The sequence below is a fragment of the Haloarcula sp. CBA1122 genome, from assembly GCF_009741785.1.
Classification (GTDB): domain Archaea; phylum Halobacteriota; class Halobacteria; order Halobacteriales; family Haloarculaceae; genus Haloarcula; species Haloarcula hispanica.
In genome coordinates, this window is sequence record NZ_WPCB01000004.1 from 53680 (window position 1) to 74355 (window position 20676).

At 52.9% G+C, this 20676-nt stretch carries 16 protein-coding genes, 1 tRNA gene and 1 pseudogene; 10 read left to right on the forward strand and 8 right to left on the reverse strand.

Features of this window, described 5'->3' with window-relative positions; all coding sequences use genetic code 11:
* Positions 1-157 precede the first annotated feature (157 nt).
* On the reverse strand, positions 158-1435 hold the full coding sequence (locus GJ630_RS02510) for a PGF-CTERM sorting domain-containing protein (protein ID WP_191449364.1): 1278 nt from the start codon (positions 1433-1435) through the stop codon (positions 158-160).
* Positions 1436-2063: 628 nt separating this feature from the next.
* Positions 2064-2147 (reverse strand) — tRNA-Leu (locus tag GJ630_RS02515).
* Between the two features lie 206 nt (positions 2148-2353).
* Here GJ630_RS02515 and GJ630_RS02520 point away from each other — a divergent pair.
* The 5 genes and pseudogenes from GJ630_RS02520 to GJ630_RS02535 all read left to right on the forward strand — a co-directional run bounded on the left by GJ630_RS02520 (position 2354) and on the right by GJ630_RS02535 (position 5252).
* Positions 2354-2836: a DUF309 domain-containing protein gene (locus tag GJ630_RS02520; RefSeq protein WP_014040469.1), complete on the forward strand. Its 483-nt coding sequence runs from the start codon at positions 2354-2356 to the stop codon at positions 2834-2836.
* Between the two features lie 45 nt (positions 2837-2881).
* A complete protein-coding gene (locus GJ630_RS02525; protein ID WP_014040470.1) occupies positions 2882-3670 on the forward strand; it encodes a succinylglutamate desuccinylase/aspartoacylase family protein in 789 nt (262 codons plus the stop codon).
* A 147-nt stretch (positions 3671-3817) separates the two neighbouring features.
* Positions 3818-3931 (forward strand): annotated as a pseudogene (locus tag GJ630_RS20415) (IS200/IS605 family transposase); the annotation flags it as partial.
* A gap of 57 nt (positions 3932-3988) precedes the next feature.
* A complete protein-coding gene (locus GJ630_RS02530) occupies positions 3989-4474 on the forward strand; it encodes a YbaK/EbsC family protein (protein WP_191449338.1) in 486 nt (161 codons plus the stop codon).
* Positions 4475-4685: 211 nt separating this feature from the next.
* A complete protein-coding gene (locus tag GJ630_RS02535; RefSeq protein WP_050038131.1) occupies positions 4686-5252 on the forward strand; it encodes a hypothetical protein in 567 nt (188 codons plus the stop codon).
* 52 nt (positions 5253-5304) lie between these two features.
* On the opposite strand, the gene GJ630_RS02540 is transcribed toward GJ630_RS02535, so the two are convergent.
* The gene (locus GJ630_RS02540) at positions 5305-6072 is read right to left on the reverse strand and encodes a hypothetical protein (RefSeq protein ID WP_175055158.1); all 768 of its coding nucleotides are present in this window, start codon (positions 6070-6072) and stop codon (positions 5305-5307) included.
* A 58-nt stretch (positions 6073-6130) separates the two neighbouring features.
* Positions 6131-6652: a metal-dependent hydrolase gene (locus tag GJ630_RS02545; RefSeq protein ID WP_050038132.1), complete on the reverse strand. Its 522-nt coding sequence runs from the start codon at positions 6650-6652 to the stop codon at positions 6131-6133.
* 369 nt (positions 6653-7021) lie between these two features.
* Between GJ630_RS02545 and GJ630_RS02550 the strand changes: the two genes are divergently transcribed.
* Positions 7022-7261 (forward strand): antitoxin VapB family protein, encoded by a 240-nt coding sequence (locus GJ630_RS02550; RefSeq protein WP_050007776.1) that lies wholly within the window; start codon positions 7022-7024, stop codon positions 7259-7261.
* A 712-nt stretch (positions 7262-7973) separates the two neighbouring features.
* Here GJ630_RS02550 and GJ630_RS02555 read toward each other — a convergent pair.
* The gene (locus tag GJ630_RS02555; protein ID WP_050007777.1) at positions 7974-8561 is read right to left on the reverse strand and encodes a hypothetical protein; all 588 of its coding nucleotides are present in this window, start codon (positions 8559-8561) and stop codon (positions 7974-7976) included.
* Positions 8562-9912: 1351 nt separating this feature from the next.
* On the opposite strand from GJ630_RS02555, the gene GJ630_RS02560 reads away from it, so the two are divergent.
* Positions 9913-11130, forward strand: coding sequence for a Cdc6/Cdc18 family protein (locus GJ630_RS02560; protein WP_191449339.1), 1218 nt, complete (start codon positions 9913-9915; stop codon positions 11128-11130).
* A gap of 94 nt (positions 11131-11224) precedes the next feature.
* Here GJ630_RS02560 and GJ630_RS02565 read toward each other — a convergent pair whose 3' ends face one another.
* Positions 11225-12364: a glycosyltransferase family 4 protein gene (locus tag GJ630_RS02565; protein ID WP_151103436.1), complete on the reverse strand. Its 1140-nt coding sequence runs from the start codon at positions 12362-12364 to the stop codon at positions 11225-11227.
* A gap of 406 nt (positions 12365-12770) precedes the next feature.
* Here GJ630_RS02565 and GJ630_RS02570 point away from each other — a divergent pair, with 406 nt between their 5' ends.
* Together GJ630_RS02570 and GJ630_RS02575 are read left to right on the forward strand one after the other, a co-directional pair.
* A complete protein-coding gene (locus tag GJ630_RS02570) occupies positions 12771-13946 on the forward strand; it encodes a glycosyltransferase family 4 protein (RefSeq protein ID WP_050007822.1) in 1176 nt (391 codons plus the stop codon).
* Positions 13947-14206: 260 nt separating this feature from the next.
* Positions 14207-15640 (forward strand): sulfatase-like hydrolase/transferase, encoded by a 1434-nt coding sequence (locus tag GJ630_RS02575; RefSeq protein WP_146418120.1) that lies wholly within the window; start codon positions 14207-14209, stop codon positions 15638-15640.
* A 9-nt stretch (positions 15641-15649) separates the two neighbouring features.
* On the opposite strand, the gene GJ630_RS02580 is transcribed toward GJ630_RS02575, so the two are convergent.
* Complete coding sequence (locus GJ630_RS02580; RefSeq protein WP_191449340.1) at positions 15650-17179, reverse strand: flippase; 1530 nt, start codon at positions 17177-17179, stop codon at positions 15650-15652.
* Between the two features lie 214 nt (positions 17180-17393).
* Here GJ630_RS02580 and GJ630_RS02585 point away from each other — a divergent pair, with 214 nt between their 5' ends.
* On the forward strand, positions 17394-18779 hold the full coding sequence (locus GJ630_RS02585) for a sulfatase-like hydrolase/transferase (protein ID WP_191449341.1): 1386 nt from the start codon (positions 17394-17396) through the stop codon (positions 18777-18779).
* Positions 18780-18918: 139 nt separating this feature from the next.
* Here GJ630_RS02585 and GJ630_RS02590 read toward each other — a convergent pair whose 3' ends face one another.
* On the reverse strand, positions 18919-20556 hold the full coding sequence (locus GJ630_RS02590; RefSeq protein ID WP_146418117.1) for a hypothetical protein: 1638 nt from the start codon (positions 20554-20556) through the stop codon (positions 18919-18921).
* Between the last annotated feature and the right edge of the window lie 120 nt (positions 20557-20676).

Genomic DNA, 20676 nt, shown 5'->3' on the forward strand with positions numbered 1-20676 from the left:
GTTTGACGCATTCCTTATAGTAAATGCTCGACAGCGGACCCGGGTTTAACAGCGATCGGCCAGCAGTCGGCCGTGTCATCGAGTAGAATCCGCACACGTCGGCGCACAAAGAGGTGCTGTGTTCGGTGGACACCACCAGTAAAGGCCGCCCGATCAGTTACTCTCCGTCCTCTTCGTCGTCGTCCCCAGCATCACTCGGTCCGCCAGCGTTGTCCGGGGGACCGCCACCGTTGCCCGGGCCACCACCGTTATCAGGGCCGCCGCCCGGACTCACTGCCACCGTGCCGGTATCCGAGTTGAGAGTCCCGGTTTCGTTACCGACTGCGACGTGGACGTACTGATACGCACCGTTTGGCCAAGAATCCAGGGTCTGGACCGTCACGTTGGCGTCAGCGTCACCGCTGACAATCGTTGCAGAGGCATGGATAACGTCCCCGCTAGCGTCCGATTCGGCCTCGGAAACCACCGTGCCGAACAGCCCCTGCAACCCGATTGCAGGTATCGACTGGTTCTCGGAGAGGGTGAAACTCCCCAGTCCAGTGTTGCTCTCAACCGTCCCAACACCGCTGATGTTATCGAAAGAATTCTCGACGGTGATCTGGTCAGCCGAGAAGCTCTCGTTCAGTTCGCCCGACACAGTCACCGTGCTCGACTGCCGCTGGAGTACGCCCTGTCGGACCAGCAGGACCGCGTGGGTGGCGTTTTCGTCTTCCATCTCAGTGTCGACAGCCAGCGTGACGTTGTCGCCGGGGTTGACTGGGTTCTGGGTCCGCTCGACGTTCGAGGCGTTGTCCTGCACCACGGCCTGTTCGACACCGACGACGGTCACGTTCCCGTTGACGGAGACGTTACCGTCCGATACCGATAGCCCTTCATCGCCCTCGTCGACAGTCACCAGAACGAAGCCGTATGCGCCGCCCGATTCAGGGGTGTAGGACGCCTGCAGTTCGCCATCCTCGTCTATCGTGCCGACGTCTTCCGCGTCATCGAGTAGCTCCGATGACGTAGTGTCCGAGTTATTTGCGAAGACATCTTCGAGGGAAGCGCGGGAGATGTTACTGGCGTTTGCCCCTGCCGTAGTCGGTGCTTCATCCAACTTGACAGCCAGCAGTTGCGCCTCGTCGCCGGCAAGTGCCCTCGTTCCGGCACCGATTCTGGGTTCGAAGGACATGTTTATTGACTCGTTGCGCTCGTGGATCGTCATCGTCCGCTTGTTGAGCGGCAAGTCGCCAGTCGCAGCTGATTCGACGTTGAGGAACGTCCGCGGTGCCACTATCGTGGTCGGCCCTTCTGACGTCGTTCGGAGCGTGAGCGGGGACCGGTCCCACACGTCGACGTTTTCGGTCACCGAGAGCGACTGGCTCCCAGCGACGGGGGTTGCCCCAACAGTGGTCGTCACTGATAACGGACCAGCGAGTACCAACGCGACTGCCATGACGAAGATGACAGCCGGCGTTATTATTGGTGTTTTTACCATTACTGAAACATTACTGAAGCCTGTGGTATATTTCTTGTGCAGTGATACTATTCTGAGGCCTTTAGAAGCCTTCTGGGCCGAGATAGTACATGAACTGAGGTATAATTGATTGTTTTCCTGTAGTTGTTAGTTTTTGATATATATTCACAAATAAGATGGTAACTAACCGATGCTAAAAGAGCCTAAATAATGTCTCAGTAACTGTAGTCCGCGTTTAGAGCGGTACTTACTGAACTGATCTGGGGCAATTCACGGGAGAGCCAGCTTCATCGGGCTGGTGTCACAGGGTGCCACATCGCTGAGACACGTCTCTAGCAGATCGGTTCGGAGAATTGCGAGGGAAGATCGCTCCGTGCGAGTCTTCCGGCACCGGTCGGCCGTCGTCTTCACAGCGAGACACCATCGGGGTCGATGGCGTACTCGCGACCGTGACGAGGGCCGCTCACTGTTTGCGAGGGACCGCGTCGGTCCAACAGTGCGAGGGAAGGGATTTGAACTACGCGGAGACGGGCAACCGCCCCGCCTTCTCTCGTTCAAACCCTTCCGTGTGCATCCTTCGGCGCCGCGTTGTGCGGCCCCTATACGATGCGAGGGAAGGGATTTGAACCCTTGGACCCCTACGGGAGCGGATCTTGAGTCCGCCGCCGTTTCCTGGCTTGGCTACCCTCGCACGCGTAGTGCATTCGGTACACATGGCGGTACGGTATAAATGTCGTACGGAAGCGACTCAAGGCCGGTGGGACAGTATGTCAGTAATTGAAAGCGTTTGCGTACTGGCCGCACTGCCGCCGCGCGATCAGGTGGGCATTGCGTTCCAATGGCGACTGTCGCCGATAGAACCGGTGGTTTGACCCACCGTGAACAAGTAGCGTAGGCATGGACGACCACACGCGCGACCCGACCGTCGAGGCCCCCGACGGGAACCCTTCGGGCTGGCGAACCGACGGTCAATGGGAACACGAGACGCTCAGGCGGGCCGTCGTCCACGGCGTCCGTCTGTACAACTCCGGGGAGTTCCACGAATCACACGACTGTTTCGAAGACGAATGGTACAACTACGGCCGCGGGAACACGGAGAGCAAGTTCCTCCACGGGATGGTGCAGGTCGCCGCCGGCGCGTACAAGCACTTCGACTTCGAGGACGACGACGGGATGCGATCGCTGTTTCGCACATCGCTGCAGTACTTCCGTGGCGTCCCCAACGACTACTACGGCGTCGACCTGCTAGATGTGCGGACGACGGTGACGAATGCGCTGTCGGACCCGTCAGCGCTCCAGGGCTGGCAGATCCGTCTCGACGGCGAGTATCCGACGTGTCGCCCGGAGGACATCGAGTTCGCTGAGTCGCTCGAACATTGACCGAATCCGGATAATTCTAAAGGCTGGAAGCGTTAGCACGGACAGATGCGAATCGAGCAACTGGGAGACGGGGTTCCGGAGGTGGCCGTCGTGGGAAGCATCCACGGCGACGAACCGTGCGGTCGGGACGGCATCGAAGCCGTCCTTGCCGACCCACCGGAGGTCGAGCGACCGGTCAAGTTCATCATCGCGAACGAGGCCGCCCTCGACGCAAACAAGCGATATCTCGATACGGACCTCAACCGATCGTTCCCAGGCGACGCTGACAGCGAGTCCCACGAGACACGGCTGGCCGCGGCTCTCGCCGCAGAACTCCACGATTGCACCGTGCTTTCGCTGCACTCCACACAGTCCTACGACGGAATGTTCGCCCTCGTCGACGACCTCACGCCGGAAATGGAGGCACTCTGTAGCGCCCTCTCCGTGGACGCCGTCGTTCAGACGAAAGGCGCAAACGAGGGACGATTGTTCGCGACGGTGGACTCAGTCGTCGAAGTCGAATGTGGCTATCAGGGCTCCGCGGAAGCCGCCGAGAACGCGGAGCAGGTCATCCGGGAGTTCCTCGCTGCCACTGGAGTCACCGCGGAGTCACCTCAACAACGGGAGACGTCACTCCCAGTGTTCCAGCTTGGCGAGCCGATTCCGAAGGCAGCAGCAGAACAGTACGAGGTGTTCGTCCGGAACTTCGAGCCGGTGCCAGAGGGTGACCCTGTGGCAGCAGCCGACGACGAAACTGTCGTCGCGGAGGAGGCCTTCCACCCGGTGTTGCTCTCAGCCTACGGCTACGAGGACGTGTTCGGCTTTACCGCGGATCAGATCGGGATGCTTGACTGAGACGGGTTTGCCGCGGGGTTCCGGTTCGGTCGTGACTTCACCGTCGGATTAGTCATCATTCTGGGCGACGACTTCGTACGAGGTGTACTCGATCTTGTCCGAGTCGCCCGAAAGCACCGGATCGAGTAGCTTGTCCTCACAGCATGAGAGATGCGGGAACAGCACGAACCGTTCTTGCAGGGGTATCTGTGGGGCGGTTGATTCTGGGAGGAATCGTGCTACGTTAGGACGGCAGGCGACGTTTCGACCGATACGATTGAGCTATCGTCCTGTTCGTCTTCGTCCCCGTTTTTACAGAGAGAGGTGTACAGAAGAGGTATGCACGAACGCGCTTCGGAATTTGCGGACCGGGCCCGTGACCGATACGGGGTTGACCTCGATGTCTCGGAATTCGAGTCGGGAACGGAAACAGCCGCAGCGGCCGCCGAGGCCATCGGCTGCGAGACGGCCGCCATCGCATCGACCATCGTCGTCGCACTTGCAGGCAGCAATCGCGACGGTGACCTCGTCGCCGCAATCACGAGCGGTGCGAACCGTCTTGACCTTGACGCGGTCGCGAACCACTACGGTGCAGAAACCGCGTCGATGGCCGACCCGGGCGACATTCGGAGCGTCGTCGGCTGGAGCATCGGCGGCGTCCCCCCGATCTGTCACGATACGGCCCTCCCGACCACGGTCGACCCGACACTGACCCACTACGACGTTGTTCACGCTGCCGCCGGCACGCCGAGCGCGGTGTTTGCGGTCGAACCGGACCGATTGGTGGACCTCGTCGACGCCGACGTCGTCGACCTCACAGAGTAGCGCCGACGGTGCGACCATCCGTCGTTTCAGGCTTGTTGGCACTCAGACCGGGGGTCGAGTACTGGCCGCGGAACCGGCCGGTCAGTACCCGGGGAAACAGCCGACAGACGGACGAAACACAGCAGGAGCGGTTGTATCGCCAGCTGCGATGACAGATCGCGAACATACAGAAGAGGTTTACAACCGCAGATGAAACCGAGAAGACGCTACTATGCCCTCCAAGCAAGCCGTTAGTAGTCTCGGGAGTCTACTCGCCGTACTCGGACTCTCCGGGGTCGCAACAGCACAGCCTACAGCCTCGGGTGGGAGTCTTAGCCCGGCGCTCGAAGTCGTTCTCCGATTCGGTGTCGGGTTCGTTATTCTTGCAGTATTAGGTGCTGCAGCCGCCGCTATCGGCCCGAAGTATACGACTAACGCCGTGCGGGAGATTCAGGACGACCTCGGCGGCGCAATCGGCTGGGGAGTTCTCGTCGGCATTTTCCTCCCCATCGGGCTGGTGATACTCGCGCTGACGGTTATCGGCGCTCTGATCTCGATCCCCGGGCTGCTTCTCATCGGCATCCTGGGTATCATCGGTACCGGCATTACTGCCGTCTGGGTCGGGAACTCGGTTATCGGCGATGACGGGACCGTGAGCGCAACAGATGGCGTCGCTGGCGGACTACTACTGGCCGTCCCGTTCGCAATTCCGGTCGTCGGTGGCCTCCTCCTCAACCTCATAACGCTCGTCGGCCTCGGTGTCGTCGGCCGCGGGCTGTACGAGGACTGGACGGACTGAGCGAGTTTCTCGCCCACCGTTCAGCGGTTTCTCTCTGTTGCTGACGAGTGGGTCAGCTGGCACCGGGACAGCCGAGTTCGTAGGGGTCGTCGTACACCTCCGGTGGTACCGAGATTTTGGTCGGTTCGTCGAAGTCAGTGTACCTGAGCGTAATTGTCGCGGTTGCGGTCGCGCCTCGCTGTGAGATTTGTAGTCGGAGTTCCGATTTTACTGGCCTGTTTGTTTCCGGGTCGAGCCAGAGTCGCGCCGTCGCGTTCTCAAGCGAGCCGCGGTTGAGCGCCATGTCGCCAGCCTGTCGGCGATTCATCAGTGACTCGATGGTCTCGGCGCTCGGGGACGCCGTGACGAGAACAGTCCGGTTGCCGTCGAGCGTCTCGTTGCCCCGCCAGTAGACGTTCGAGCGTTCGAAGAGCAGGACTTGCCGATGGAGCGGTGTCGCGGTTGCCCACGGCTCGGAGCGCGAAACGTTCTCGACGCCGTAGCCGTCCCAGGGTTCCTGACAGCCCTGGTACGCTTTGTACCCATCGACGAAGGACTCGACCGTCTGGTCTTGCATCCGTGTCGTCGCCTGCATCCGTTTTTCCGAGACGTTCACCGCACCCTCACCGTCGACTCTCACGGTCCGTGACTGCTCACCATCCGACGCAGTTACGTGCATATCCATTCCGAATCGGTACGCTTTGACGGTGGCGACAGTGCTGTTCGCCTCCTCGACGGCCGCGACGGCTCGTTCGTCGCTCGGCGGCGGACTATCTCCCACGAATGTGCCACACCCAGCGAAGAGGGCAACGAAGCAGACGGCGAGGACCAATCGTCGCATACAATACCGTCGTTCGCCCGTCGGTCTAAAACGTCATGGATCCGACTTGTGATACCCCTCAAAACAATCTGAAGTCAAGTTGGGTCTGCAGGTCCATTACTAGAATATACGCCGCCAGTGCGAGAACGAGCACCGAAAACCCGGTCCAGAGGTGGAGATTTACTGCACCCTCGCCGACCCACTGTGGGACCGCCGGGCGCACAACGGGCGGCTGGAGCGGCCAGAGCAAGTCCGACGACACGTACGGGTCCGGGCGAAGGAGCTGTCGGTTATCGGCCACCAGATGTGAGAGATGGGCGAAGGCAAACGCCGCCCCAAGTCTAGTCCGATCCGTTCGGACCGCGTATGCGACGACGGCAATCGAGAGCGGAATCGCGAACGGAAGCGAGTGCATAAATACCCGCCCGGAGGGGATCAATTGGAGTTCGTACGCCAGTGGCTTGTCGATGAGATCCGGGAACTGGCTGCCGAAGAACGTCACTGCCAGTAAGTGAAGCGTTGGGAGCTGTCGATCGCGGAGGAGGGCGTATACTGCGACGGGAAGGAGGGCGATGATGAAATGTTCGATTGGGAGGACCATTCTCTGACTCGGTAGTAGTGCTACGTTGATGTGGGAGGAAATACCTTGTGTGGGAGGGAAGACTGCGTGTCACATGGCATTCTATTAACGAACAGCCAGTGCGCCCGCTGTAGTGATTCCCCACCGTGTCGAGTGCTTTCCAATTGATTCATACGGGCCTCGTGGGAAGCGGTACTCTATCGCTCTCCTACCCAGTCGCCGTCTCGTCGAGTGTCTCGAATGTCCTCTGTATTGGTATCTGAACCCGGGACACTCGACGTAGCGTAGTACTGCAATCACAACCTTGTTGCAGGATATCAGGTCCCTCAGCCAACTCCACGACAGTACACAGTCGCCCAAATAAATAGATACACAGAAAGTCAGACACAGATGCCGAGTAAAACAATCAGTCTCAAAGAGGAAACATACGAGCGGTTGCGTCGTAAGAAAGGCGAAGGTGAGAGCTTTAGCGACGTTATTGATCGTATCCTTACCGAAGAGGAACATCCACTGTATGGATTGGTCGGGTTGGCAGAAGATGACGAAGTAGCGCAGATTCAAGAGAAATCCCGCTCATTCCGTGATGATGTCGATAGACGCATCAACGATGAGAGCCAGATTGAACAGTGATTCTCGATGTATGCTTTTTGACTGATTTACTCGCTGAGGACGCCGGAGCAGTTGCAAAACTCGATGAGATCTCCGATGAACTACTTGTTGTCCAACCCTAGTCTATACCGACGTCGGGATCGGTATCGACCCAACGACAACGACTGGCCAACAGTTCGATGAGATTCTCGACGACAGTCCGTTAGTGCCATACGATAGCGAAGCTGCGTGTCGTGCCGTGGACGTTCAACGTGATCTTGCTCGCTCCGGGGAACAGATTGGTGCTGTCGAGGCAATGATCGCGGGGATTGCTGTTGGCCGTGATGAACCAGTCGTCACGCGCAATGCCGGTGAATTTGCTCGGACGCCTGTTCGCGTCTCGCCGTACTGAGGATGGTGTTTAGATTTCGAACGACGGCCGCAGAGAGACAGAAAGCCCTGGCTGGTTGAGGTCGGGGGACTTGCTCAGTACAGTCGTGATGGTCAACAAGCGCAGGTTCGAACACCAGATTTCCGGAGTGTTCTGGTAGCAAATATACCCGATCTGATGGCTGGAACTAGCTCGATAGCACCAGGGATATCCATTGACCGTTGAGACACACACCCGATTCGGAGTTAGTTCAGTTCTCAACTTCGTGAGGCAGGGCTATGCTTCAGCAGCTATCTTTGTAGACATCTGAGCGTCTAACTGGGTGTCAAGTGTGTTTCTGGGCACAGGAATTGAACTGAGGAGTTACGTGTCCTTCTGAATCGAACCGCCGAACTCCTCTTCGAATCCCTCGACGAGACGCGCGACGCCCGACTGAAGCGAGAATTTGGCGTCTTCTTTCGCTTCACGGAGGTGCTTCGCCTGCGTCCCCGACGTTTCCCCTGCCATATCGTCAAGTTCGATGACAAGCGCTTCCAGTGTCTCCTCATCGTCAAGCGCGTCGTAGGTTCGAAACACGTCTTTCAAGCCACGCTTGGCCGCTTGTCTAACACGGCCATCGTCGTCCGTGAGCGCCTCTAGTAGAAAGCCACACAGTGCATCTGTCTGGTCTTGGAAAGTTGCTTCGTCGATAGCGATAGATCGGTCGTCATTGTCGAGTGCCGCTACGATCGGAAGTCCAGGTACAAGCTGGTCTGCGACGCGGACAACTGACTGCCGGACGTATCCATCGTCGGCCGCCTCATACAGTTGGACTACCTCGTCGAAGCAGCTGTTGAAGAGTTCGCTCCGCTCGCTGAGACTCATATCGCTAATATCGTCAATAACGTCGTTGACGCGGTCCGATTCACCGGATTCGAGTTCTGGTGCGAAGTCTGACCACCGCTGGTGCATGGTTAGTGTTACTCTTTCCACTTACTAACACCTAATCAATAAGGCGTCAAGCGTCTCCGTGTACGAGTCAGCCGTGGGTTATGAACAGCTATAGTAGCCATTGCAAATCAATGTACACCTGATCGCACGATGGCAGTGTGATCTGTGTACATCGTTTCAATTGTTACTATAGGGACAACCGGAGCAGTACGTTGCAATCACATACTGGCTCGAAAAGCGATAACGGTCCGTATGACACATGGCGACCAGAAGCCTGTTCCTGCTACCACATGTCCAGTGTCTTTTGTAGCAGTTGGACGACCTCGTATCGAGGACAGCTCAGTGACTCCGATCAAGACGCTGTTGTACTTCCTTGAAGATACCCATGTGGCCTACCGTTTTGCTGATTGTCTCGATACAGGGAGTGGATTCGCAGCAAGAGCGTACTCGTAGTACCGTCCTCCAACGTCGTCTGTATCCTACTCAACCCAACTGGTGATTCCCAGCATGGCGAGCTCGTGTAGGTAACCTTGCATCCACCGAGGGAAGAGTGCACCTGTCACCGCCCGGTGGTGAATGACGTCGTACCGCGCTCGAATCGCTCGTGTCCGGACTGTCGTATCGCTTCCCTCGTGAGCTCTCATATGGACTACGCGGCTGCTGCCGTGGGTGGTGCTTTGGGGTTGATCTGCCGTTGGTACAGGTGTGCTGGTCCTGCCTGACTGGCGGAAAGCTTGTCCCGGACACACCTGATACCGAGTGTACTGGCTGGTTGTCATTGTCTGTCCGATAGATTCTCGTCTCAGACACACCCCACACCGAGTGAAAGATCGGATCTCCACAGCGTCTCTGATGAGCGGCAAGTAAGCGGGTTTCGGGACGAAAAGCGGACTGAGACAAAAGCCGCGAAGTTGCGGGTTGCATCGAATATGCAACCCGACTGCGTTTTATAATAGTCCACAAATGGATCTCGCAGGCACGCACCAAGTACCGAGTGTACTGACCGCTGATCGTCGTTGACAGAGAGATACTCGTCATGAGCGGATCATGAACCGAACGTAAGCTGTGTATTCTCGGCCAGTCGTTCGGCGTTTACTGTAAGTAGACGCTGCGCCAGTGGTGAAATGAGGGTAAGGGACTCCGATCTAGATATAGTCCATCGTGGACTGCATGCCTTCCCGCGCGTGACTTCAAGTAGCCTAGTGTGGGCAGTAGGCGATTACACTCGGTAGAGGGTGTGTGACACCCCACTCAGACATATATAAATTTATGTGAAAAGCTACTAAAATGGTTTTAGACGGGTTTTACTAAACTTCACTCGTTGCTTGGTCGCTACACTTATCATACAGGGACGGATTTGATAGAGTAAATAATGTCAGACTCAGATGAAGATGATAATATCTTCAAAACCGGCGGAATATTTGCTAACAGGGAACTGGTACGCGTCGGCCACGTCCCCGATCTGGAGCGAGTCGTTGGGCGGGACGACGAAGTCAGCGCTATCGGGCAAGCACTCGGTCCAGCAACGGTCGGCGGCCCACCGGAGAGTACGATCATATACGGCAAGACCGGAACCGGAAAGTCACTCGTTGCGAGGTGTGTGTCTCGTGAGGCTCACTTCGAGGCACAGGCAAACGATATCTCGTTTCAGCAGGCGTACGTCGACTGCTCCGATTATCAGACCGACGCAAAGGCAAGCCGGGAGATGGCACGCAAACTAGTGGCGAGCCTCGACGCAGATATCGACGTCCCGCGTGTCGGGATCGGAGCCACCGACTACCGTGACATCACCTGGGACCTACTTGAGGAGTACAACATTAACTCACTGGTCGTCATTCTCGATGAAATCGACAAGTTAGACGATGATGAACTGTTACGCAGCCTCTCTCGGGCTCGCGAGAGCGGGAAAGCAGAGACACACGTCGGCGCCATCTGCATCAGTAACAAGATCGAATATCGCGAGCGCTTGAGCGAACGCATCGACTCAAGTCTGCAGGAGAACGAACTCGTCTTTGACCCCTACGATGCTGGTCAGTTACGAGCAATCTTGGACAACCGGACGGATGCCTTCGAACCGGACGTGTTGGAGCACGATGTGATCCCAAAGGTCGCTGCCCTCTCAGCCAAAGAACACGGGGATGCACGGAAAGCGATCGATACGCTATACGAAGCTGGCCGTCTCGCTGAGAAACAGGGGACGGAGACAGTCACAGTCTCGCACGTCGATGACGCCGTCCAGCAAGCAGAGGTGAACCGCTTCGAGAAACTCGTGCGTGGGACGACGCCGCATGTGAAATACATCCTCCGAGCGCTGGCGCTACTTACCGTCGACAACCCAGCTCAGGAAGCTTTTCGAACTCATCAGATCTATACGCTTTATTTAAAGGTCGCTGAGCAGGCTGGAGCGGATCCACTCTCCGAGGATCGCGTGTACCGGCTGCTGAAAGAACAGTCGTTTCTCGGGGTGACTGAGTCGAATCACACAGGGGGTGGACAGGGTGAAGGGAGCTACCTGGAACATCGACTGCTTCGGGATCCAGAGGTTGTCATCCAAGCCATTGAGAGCTCAGCGACGGGCGGGGACCCATGACGATGTTTCACTCGTTACGAGGTGTGTGGGTCGGCTTCGATATTAAACCGCAGAGGGGAGCCAAAGCGCAGTTCCGTTTCCGCTAGAGTTCCTGTTACCACGACCCGTCAATAGCTCGCTGATAGACGGTTTCGGCCTGATCTGCAACCGCATCCCAGTCGTATTGCTGTGCACGTTCGACGGGATCCGTCGCTGGGCGGTCACCACCTAAAATATCATCGAGCGTTTCTGTAAGCGAGGCAATGGTAGGTTCTACGAGGAAGCCGGCGCCGTCGATGACCTCGTCTGCCGCCGAATCTGGGTGGTCAGCAGCAATCACGGTGCAGTCGGCGGCCATCGCCTCGACGAAGGTAATTCCGAATCCCTCTCTTGTTGAGGGAGACGCGAATATGTCTGCGGCCCGCATATGGCCGAGAACATCCTCGTACTCTTCGAGAAAGCCTAACATCGAAACGCGGTCGGCGTGTTCCAGTGATTCGCGTTTGGTATCCAGCCGGTCACGCTCCGGGCCGTCACCGATGATACCTAGCGTGACGTCATGCCTGTCGGCGACTGCATCGAATGCCTCTAGCAGAATGTCGACGTTCTTGTGCTCGATGAGCCTGCCAGCGAAGACGATATCGTAGCCGGTGTCGGGGCGAGGGGCCGTCTGGACCTGCTCGGTATCGAGCCCGTTTGGCACGACTTCGATGTGCTCACGGCTCGGGCCGATGGCAGCGAGGTTGTCCGCAGTGATGCCCGAAACCGCGATCGGATGCTGGGGCGTCTTGGCCGTGAGTTGTTCGACGAGTTTGCCACCCGGAGCGAGCGGGCCAAGGTACTCCTCCCAGTAGTCGCCCCAGACCTCGTGCCAAGTCGTGACCACTGGTGTGCTAGTCCCGAGGCTAGCAAGCTTCGTCGAGAGAACTGGAAAATACGGGAAGACGCTAGCGATCGCGAGGTCGTGTTCATCGTCGCTGAGACGTCGACGGAGCGGAGGGAGTGCGCGAGCCGCAAAGTCGATGGCCTCGGTGATGGACCGGCGGTCGTCTTCGTAGAGCTCTGCTTCGGGGGCGACCGCACGGAGGGTCATTCCCTCGTGTGTGGTCTCTGCCGGTCCGTCCCAGAAATGTCGGCCGTAGATGGTGATGTCGTGGCCCTCGTCAGCGAGGCGAGTGCCGATTTCGTGGATGCGTTTCTCAGCGCCGCCTTTCACATAGGGAAACACCACATTACTGATAAAAGCGACATCCATCGTAAGGTAGCCGTATCGTCACGGGGCGGCATCTTGAACGCAGCGTTTCAAGAGTGCCGTTCAGTTTGTAGCACTTAGGATTTCGTTATTTGATGTCTTTCTTTCCACCTTCCGGCTTCGGGACTGGGAACAACACTATCGATTCGATGATGTAACGTGAGGTTGTGCCACCTCCCTACGTGAGCAATCTTACCTTGCAAAGAGGCAAGTTGAGTATACGCTCCGAAAACTTCACCGCCGATGATTGAATTGGACAAGGCAGCCTATATCGGTTCATTGATGACCCGAGAGAGTATAAATACATCTTGTTCACATACTCTAATTGTGGGATATGTCCCGTCAGCAGTGGTAATAGTACAAACTTCTGTCGAACTGCTTATTATCCTGATAGTGTTGGGCTAACGTGATGGAGATTCTACAGACACCAGTACGGTTTTATCCATATATCGGCGGGGTAGAGTCCTATGTCCACGATCTTTCAAAGAAGCACGTAGCGTCTGGACACAACGTCACAGTCGTTTGTGCCAAATCTAAGCCTGAGACGGACAAACGAGAGATTGTTGATGGGATCACCGTACGACGCCTGACAAGTATCGGACAGATAGCTAATACCAATATCACACCTGCCTTACCGAAAGTACTAATCAAGGAAGCTCGGAAGGCCGATGTCATCCACACACATATCCCCACACCTTGGAGTGCCGATATAAGCGCTCTCGTGGGTGTAATCACCGACACCCCTGTGGTCGTCACGTATCACAACGATATCATCGGTGATGGCCTTGCCGACTACATTGCGACCGCGTACAACCGGACGATGCTCCGACTATTGCTCAGAACCGCGGACCGCATCATCGTAACACAGGCAGATTATCTAGAGGACTCAAAACATCTTGAGCCATATGCTGAGAAGGTACGTGTAGTTCAAAACGGAGTCGACGTGGAACATTTCCATCCGGTTGAACTCGAATCTACAGAGCGAGAACAACTTGGGTTTTCTTCGGATCGGCCGAACTTATTCTTTTTGAGTGTGCTCGATGGCCATCATGGATACAAAGGCCTAGACGTACTACTGGAGTCGCTCGCACGCTTGGATGAGATCGAGGACGTGGTCCCAAAGTTGCTCGTCGGCGGCGGTGGTGACTTACACTCACAGTACAAACAGCAGGCCAGGAAACTCGACATTGACGACCATGTGGAGTTTCTGGGGCGTGTCCCTGAAGAGGATCTCGTCTCGCTATATTCTGGCGCTGACCTGTTTGTGTTACCCTCAAAATCGACCGATCAAGAGGGGTTTGGGTTGGTCATACTAGAAGCACTAGCCTGTGGAACGCCTGTCGTGACGACGGACGTCGTTGGTGTCTCTGACGAGATAATTGCAAACAATGCTGGACAGCTGGTTGCTATCGATGATTCGGATGCACTAGCCGAATCTATCATAGATAGCCTTTATAACACTGTGTTCGACACAGAGAAGGGTCGAGAGATCTGCTCCAAACAGTACTCATGGAAAGCAAATGCAGATAAATTAGAAGCGCTGTATTACGAAGTTTCTGAGCTGTCAGCAATGGATTCTTCGTAGCTCCTTGAGATCCGATTGGCGCCTTGAGTGGTGACTAGCGAGACTATCGTGATGCTTCAACCTGCTGTGTTGAATAGCGGTGCTGGTCGGGACAGCAGAAATTCGAGCTGACTTGTCAGGGGCTGATACTGGTAATCTCAAAATCGGTGTCGCCTCACCGTGGCTCAGGAGACGCTGTTTAGCACAGCACTTCAATCGGGTGTTTACTTTGAAGTTCGAAAATAATTTCACTTAGAGTGTCAATCTTGGAAGTAGTAACGATGGGACCAAAGCCAAATATTATATTCCTCGTAGTCGACACTTGTCGAGCCTCCACTTTCCATGGTCTTCTTGAACAGGGAAAAATCCCGAACTTCGAATCACTGCTTGATGGCGCAGTTCTCTATGAGAATGCCACCGCGGCCGGTCCGTGGACCGTTCCCTCTCACGGCTCGATGTTCACAGGGTTATATCCCTCTCAACATGGTACTTCGGCAGACAATCCAAAGTTTAACCCACCGAACACGCCTATTGCTCAGATACTCCGTGAGGAAGGCTATCACACTGTCGGAATCTCTGCTAACCCTTGGATATCTCCCGGTTTTGATTTTGATAAAGGATTTGATAGGTTCAAAACTGCGTATGACCTGTTCTGGGGTGGGGCAGAGCTCGGAGACATTCGGAACCTCTCTTCTCGACGCGAACAGTTTCGTGCACTAACAGACCGTGTTACCATGGTGTCAAGTGCAAAAACTATCGGAAACATAGCGTACGAAAAATTCTGGGCAAAGCGGTTTGATAGCGGAGCGAAAAAAATCACCTCTGATGCCCTGTCTATATTAAAAAATACGGCGGACGGTCCACAGTTTCTTTTTTTGAACTATATGGAACCACATCTAGATTACGAACCACCGGATGATTTGGCAAGAGATGAACTGCCCGGCGATGTAGAGCTAGAGGAAGCGCGCCAGCTCAACCAAAATCCATGGAAATACATCGCCGGTCAAGAATCAATGAGTCCACAACACTTTGAGATTCTTCGTAGTCTTTACCGTGCAGAACTCCGATATCTTGACACTCAAATCGGGCGTCTTCTGGAAGAACTTAAACAGAGAAATGTCATGAATAATACCTGTATCGTTATCGCTGGCGATCATGGAGAAAATATTGGGGACCACGGTTTGATGGATCATCAGTACTGCTTATACCAAACACTAGTCCATGTTCCACTCGCGATTCGATATCCAGATACGATAGCTCCAAGAAACGTCACAGACCCCGTGGAAACAAAAGAAATCTATGGGGCCTTGTGTGAGATTGCAAATACAGGTAGTGAAGACGTAGAAAACCCATTATTGAAAGAAGAGGACAGAGGAAATCAGGTGATCTCTGAATACCCGGAACCTCAGCCTTCGATGGACGCTCTGGAAGAACGGGCTGGAAAGTTGGATGACGAAACCCATGAGTATGATCGTTCTCTTCGCGCCATTCGAATAGGTCCTTGGAAACTAATTGAGGGGTCAGATGGCCTCACAGAGCTATACGATCTTGAAGAGGACCCAACTGAAACAACTCCAGTATGTGATACGGAGCAAGCTGAGCGGCTTCACAATCTGCTGGTAGATGAACTTGGCGAATTAACTGATGGTATGAACAAGGAGTCCAATGTGGATGAGACTACTCAGGGTCGGCTAGAGGACCTGGGATATATTTAATTTGGACGATTAAAGCCCTTTTCTAGCCATTCTTTTTACTATCTCAAGATCTCGTCCCATTCTCGTTTCTACCTGTTCAATCAAGTCAATATCCGCCTCATCTACGCTTGAGGTCAGAATAAGAACTACTGGCTGAAGAAGGATTAAACTGATACCGACACAACCCAAACCTATCAATCCAATAGGGGACGGTATAATTCTAGAAACCAGTATAGCAAGTGCAGACATAGCACCGATGTATTTAGCAATATTAACTGAAAACGGAGACCCACCAGTTAGGCGATAGATCCAGATTAGTTCAACTCCATTGTAGATGATATATCCAACAACAGTAGCAATAGCTGCACCGGATATTTCGAACACTGGGATCAACAGATAATTTAGGACTATATTCGACACCAAGCCTAAACCACCAGAAAATAGTTCAATTCGGGGTCGGTCGATTGCTTTGACCATATCTCCGTCAAGTCCACTAAGAGCACGAAATAGTAGTCCGGTGCTTAAAATAGTCAAAACGGGTGCTGCAGGTAGATAGCTCTCTCCGAACAGTATTTGGATAACCTCCCCCGAAAACAGGGCGAACAATAGTACAGGAGGAAGCGTTATCAGAAGAATCCATTTCGTAGTGATTGTGAATATTTGATCAAGGCCTGCCGTGTCTCCCTCTGTGTAATACTCAGTCGCAACTGGGAGAAAAAGAAATGTGAAAGATCCCAAGGCAAACGTCGCAATCTTCTTTAGGGGCTGGACCGCACGGTAGTAGCCCACTTCATCTGACGGCAAAAAATAGCCAATCATCAAAATATCCACCCTATTTAGCAGAAGGAATATCCCAGATCCAATGGCAAGGGGCCAAGAGAAGCCCCAGAGTTTACGAGCGGTTTCTTGATCGGGTAGTATATTGAACAGATTCCGTGGTAATTCACTTGTCGAAATAAAGTAAAGAGCAATAACTAATGCAAATAGAGGGGCAGTGACCCAGTATACGATGGCACCATCAAATTCTCTGCCAGCTAATATAAATAGAAGGAGAGAGACGAATGCTATTCCTCTGCCACCGATCTGTTGTGCTATTACTGCAGGAAGGGTTCTTTTTTGAGCTCGAAGAGTTGCAAGCGCAGCACGTGAAAGTGGATAAACGAATAAAAACGGAGAGAGTAATAGTAGATGATGATGAAGATAATTTGCGGACATAACGTTTGCCAGCCATCCCCGGGAAATATATAGACCGCCAACGGCAGCAACAGCAGAAAGTAGTACCATACTGAATCCAGCATAGAATATCTGAACTTGACACTTCTTGGTCTCAACTGCTGAGATTTGCCGGGTCATTCCTTGGTGGATCCCAAGTAGCGCAATGGTCCCAAGAGAAAACACGATGGTATATGTCAATGTTAGCTCCCCATAGAGTGAGGGAGGGAGAGACCTAGCGATAATAACCTCAGCCAATAACCCGACAGAATTTCCAAAGATAGTAGCTAAGAGTACAATTGCCGCGCTTTTTGCCAATTTAGATAGCGTTGAGCTGTGTGTATTCACAAGTCTCTAGAGACAGACAATATCTATCATCTATTCAATTTTTGGAAATACAGTATACTGGCTATGCCCTTAATGGCCCCTATCATCATTCTCCTGTTATTTATTATCATCGGGATTTAGCTGTTGAAGTCCAGGTTTGACACCCCCACAACCGCTGTCTTAGACCATTTATCTAATAAAAGGTTTAATACGTTCGCTATTGCTTATAACGTATATGACAAACATTATACTGCTCACAATAGATTGCTTCAGATATGATCGGTGTGGATTTAATGGACATCATCGAAACACTACTCCGTTTTTGGATAAGTTAGCTAGAGAATCAATCATCTTTGATAACGCGTTTGCCACAGGTCCTTATACCACAGAGTCAGCCCCTGGTATTTTCGCTGGACAGCATTCGTTCAATGGCTGTTACTTTAATTCCCGTGCGTGGAAAGCCATCCCTGAGAACAGTGAAACAATCGCATCTTATCTGAACAAACATGGGTATGAGACGCTCGCTGTCCTATCAAATCCACATATGACTGAAAGCCGAAATTTTGATCTAGGATTCGATTCGTTCCGAAATTTGCAGATAGATGGAAAAGATCCGAAGGCGAAGACAGAAGATGATAGCTCAGGGTTCTCCGTGGCCGACTATGCCCATGAAATAAAGACCCGGATGAGAAAGTATGATTCATTATTAACACCATATACGATTCCATATGTAGCCCACCGACTGCTACAGACGCGAAATGAATGGCCGGCGCACCGCGCTGAATACGTTCTTCAGGAATTCGCTGATGGACTCAAAGATGCGGTCAAGCCGGTGTTTGGGTGGACACATCTTATGGATTTACACGCCCCTATACATCCAGATGTTGGTGATACACCAGTCTATAAGAACCTACTTGCCGATGCGGATCGAGTAGTGGGTGTTGATTCAGACAGGTACCGTCAATTATACGATCATGGGTTGAGATATGTTGACCAGCAGATATGGGAGTTCGTAAGCAAGCTTAAATCCGCTGGAATTTGGGATGAAACCGTTCTTCTTATTACAGCCGACCATGGAGAGGCGCTCTTTGATAGAAAAGAGATGTATGGGCACCCAAGACATCACCATTATGACGAACTGCTCCACGTTCCAATGCTAGTACGAGTTCCAGATGTGCCGTCACAGAGGATTCAAAGCCCATTCTCACTAGCATGGATACATGAACTTCTCGCTGAACTCATCTCCGAACCACCCGGAAATTTCCCCTCTGAGAGTGGGAATAATAGTTTCTTAGCAGATGAACCCGCGGAGGTACCAGTAATCTCTGATACGGTAGATGAAAATGGGCACACAATAGCAATTCGAGACGACTCTTGGAAATATATTCGTCACAATGTCTCGCCTCCTCAGGATTTCTGGTACCCGTTCGGTGACAATGAACAAGCATACCACTATATTACCGACCAGGGGGAACGGAATCCGGCAGACATTTCTAACGTGAGTGACCTGTCAGCAACAGCAGAGAGTTACTTAACCGCACCTGAGAGCCTTCCTAAACTTGAAGGCGAATTTTCACGAGAGATGGAAGAACAGCTGGAAGATCTTGGGTATAAGATGTGAGCACTGATGTTGTATTGAGAATGAGTAGGATTTCAGCCCAGGGCTAACACAAATAATCAAGGTTCGATTACTGTAGTGTCGTGCGTACAAAACCATTCATATCGTCTAGGGAAAGCTATAATTCGGATTGGGGACGCATTCACTGCGCTTCTGCATTTTGCTGGCTATAATTTTTTTCTGAGATCAACCGAACATTTCCGGACGAATAGACAATCGACCGATGTCTTAGTTCGATGAGGGGTCTATAATCAAGTACTTGTGTTCCACTCATCCGATAGCGGTTGATATCTCTAAGCACGATATCGCCCTTTACGTTGGATATATTACCGTTGAATAGGGATGCTCCAATCGGTGTCCATCCTTCTTGCAGTGAATGTTCCTCCCCTGTTTGGTAGGTTCTTTCGGCCGATATCTCGTGTAGTTCGCGCGCGTAATAGATATCTGTTGAAACATGACTCGTTACTCCATCGATAGTTCCCTTTGCGTGTTGCTCTTCCTCGGTGAGATACTGCCTGAATTGACCGGGATGGTCCGGGGACGCAATTGGTGCGGTCAATTGAACTAAAATAAGGAGTCCAACAATAACGACTGTACCCACGTGCGGGAGGCGGTCAACTCCGACTTCCGAGAATATAGCAAACGGGACGACCGCTAATAGGATAACTCGCGTATACGGAATACCAGGCCCGAAGACCGCTACAGCAACGAGAACGGCGCTTATCATCCCAGTGGCAATCAGTAACTGGGTTGATGGATCGCGAGTTTTGTACTGTCTGTGACTGAAAAATGTCCAGCCGACTCCAGCCACAGCACCAAGAGTTAACCAGTGTAAATTCGTCAGAATCGATCCCCACAACCCTCCTAAGACTGGCGATGCTGCTGAAAGATCAACGGCTCCTGTGGTAAATGACGCTCCAATAATAGACGGGAGGAGTATCACATTGAACAACCCCCATCCAAAATTTGTCAGGAAAAACCATTGAAGAGTGGCCAGACAAGATAGAATTATAACAAAACTCCCGAGTAACCGATTTCCTCTTGAAAATAGTGTTGCGAAAACAAAGATCGGGGCAATGAATCCAAGAGAAAGTTTATGAGTGAAGGTAAGTGCAGCTAGTAGAATGAGTAACTTCAACGTCATCAGAATTTTACTAGACCCTTTGTTGAAGAAGTCCTCTTGAATATAGACGATACTAGCTAAAAGGAAAATAGCAACAACTGGGACGGCCAGTCCCTGTGGAATAGGTTGGATACTCCACGCTCCAAGCGCTGATGCAGTTGCCGTAATGATTCCCGCGATGAGCCCGCTATACTGAAATCGGCGAGCGATTGCTGTTGCCGCAATTGAAGGGACAATTGTCAGTAGAATTGGAGAAATAATTAGGGCCTCTCGGCCTCCAGTGTTCATAAGTATTCCAGCGACTCCGGCAAGGACATGGAAATTTGCTGCAACCTCATAGAAGGCCAGATTACCGATGGCTTCGGTTGATCCAGATTGAATGATTCGCTCAACGCCAACAGCAATCTTATCTGGATCCATTCCAATCATGGATGGAGTTGAAAGATAGACATAAACACGGATCATAACAAGACCCAACAAGAAAACTGCTAGTGAGGCCTTCGGATTTCGGTGAAGGAAATACGCGGCCACCAACAAAAGGAGAGAGAAACTAATTATTGAGATATAGTATCTTATAGGGAACAAGAGGACTGTAGCTGATGCACCGAGGAGTGTGAGAATAAGTGCAAACTTTGATGCTTGTCTATGTCTTTTCACAATTCAGAATCCCACTTTGACTAATTGTTCTTTGGTTGGCCTATCAATGATAAAACCCTTACTCTAAGTCACTAGCATCAACTGAATTAATATTTGGAACACTACGGGCTTCTTTTATAC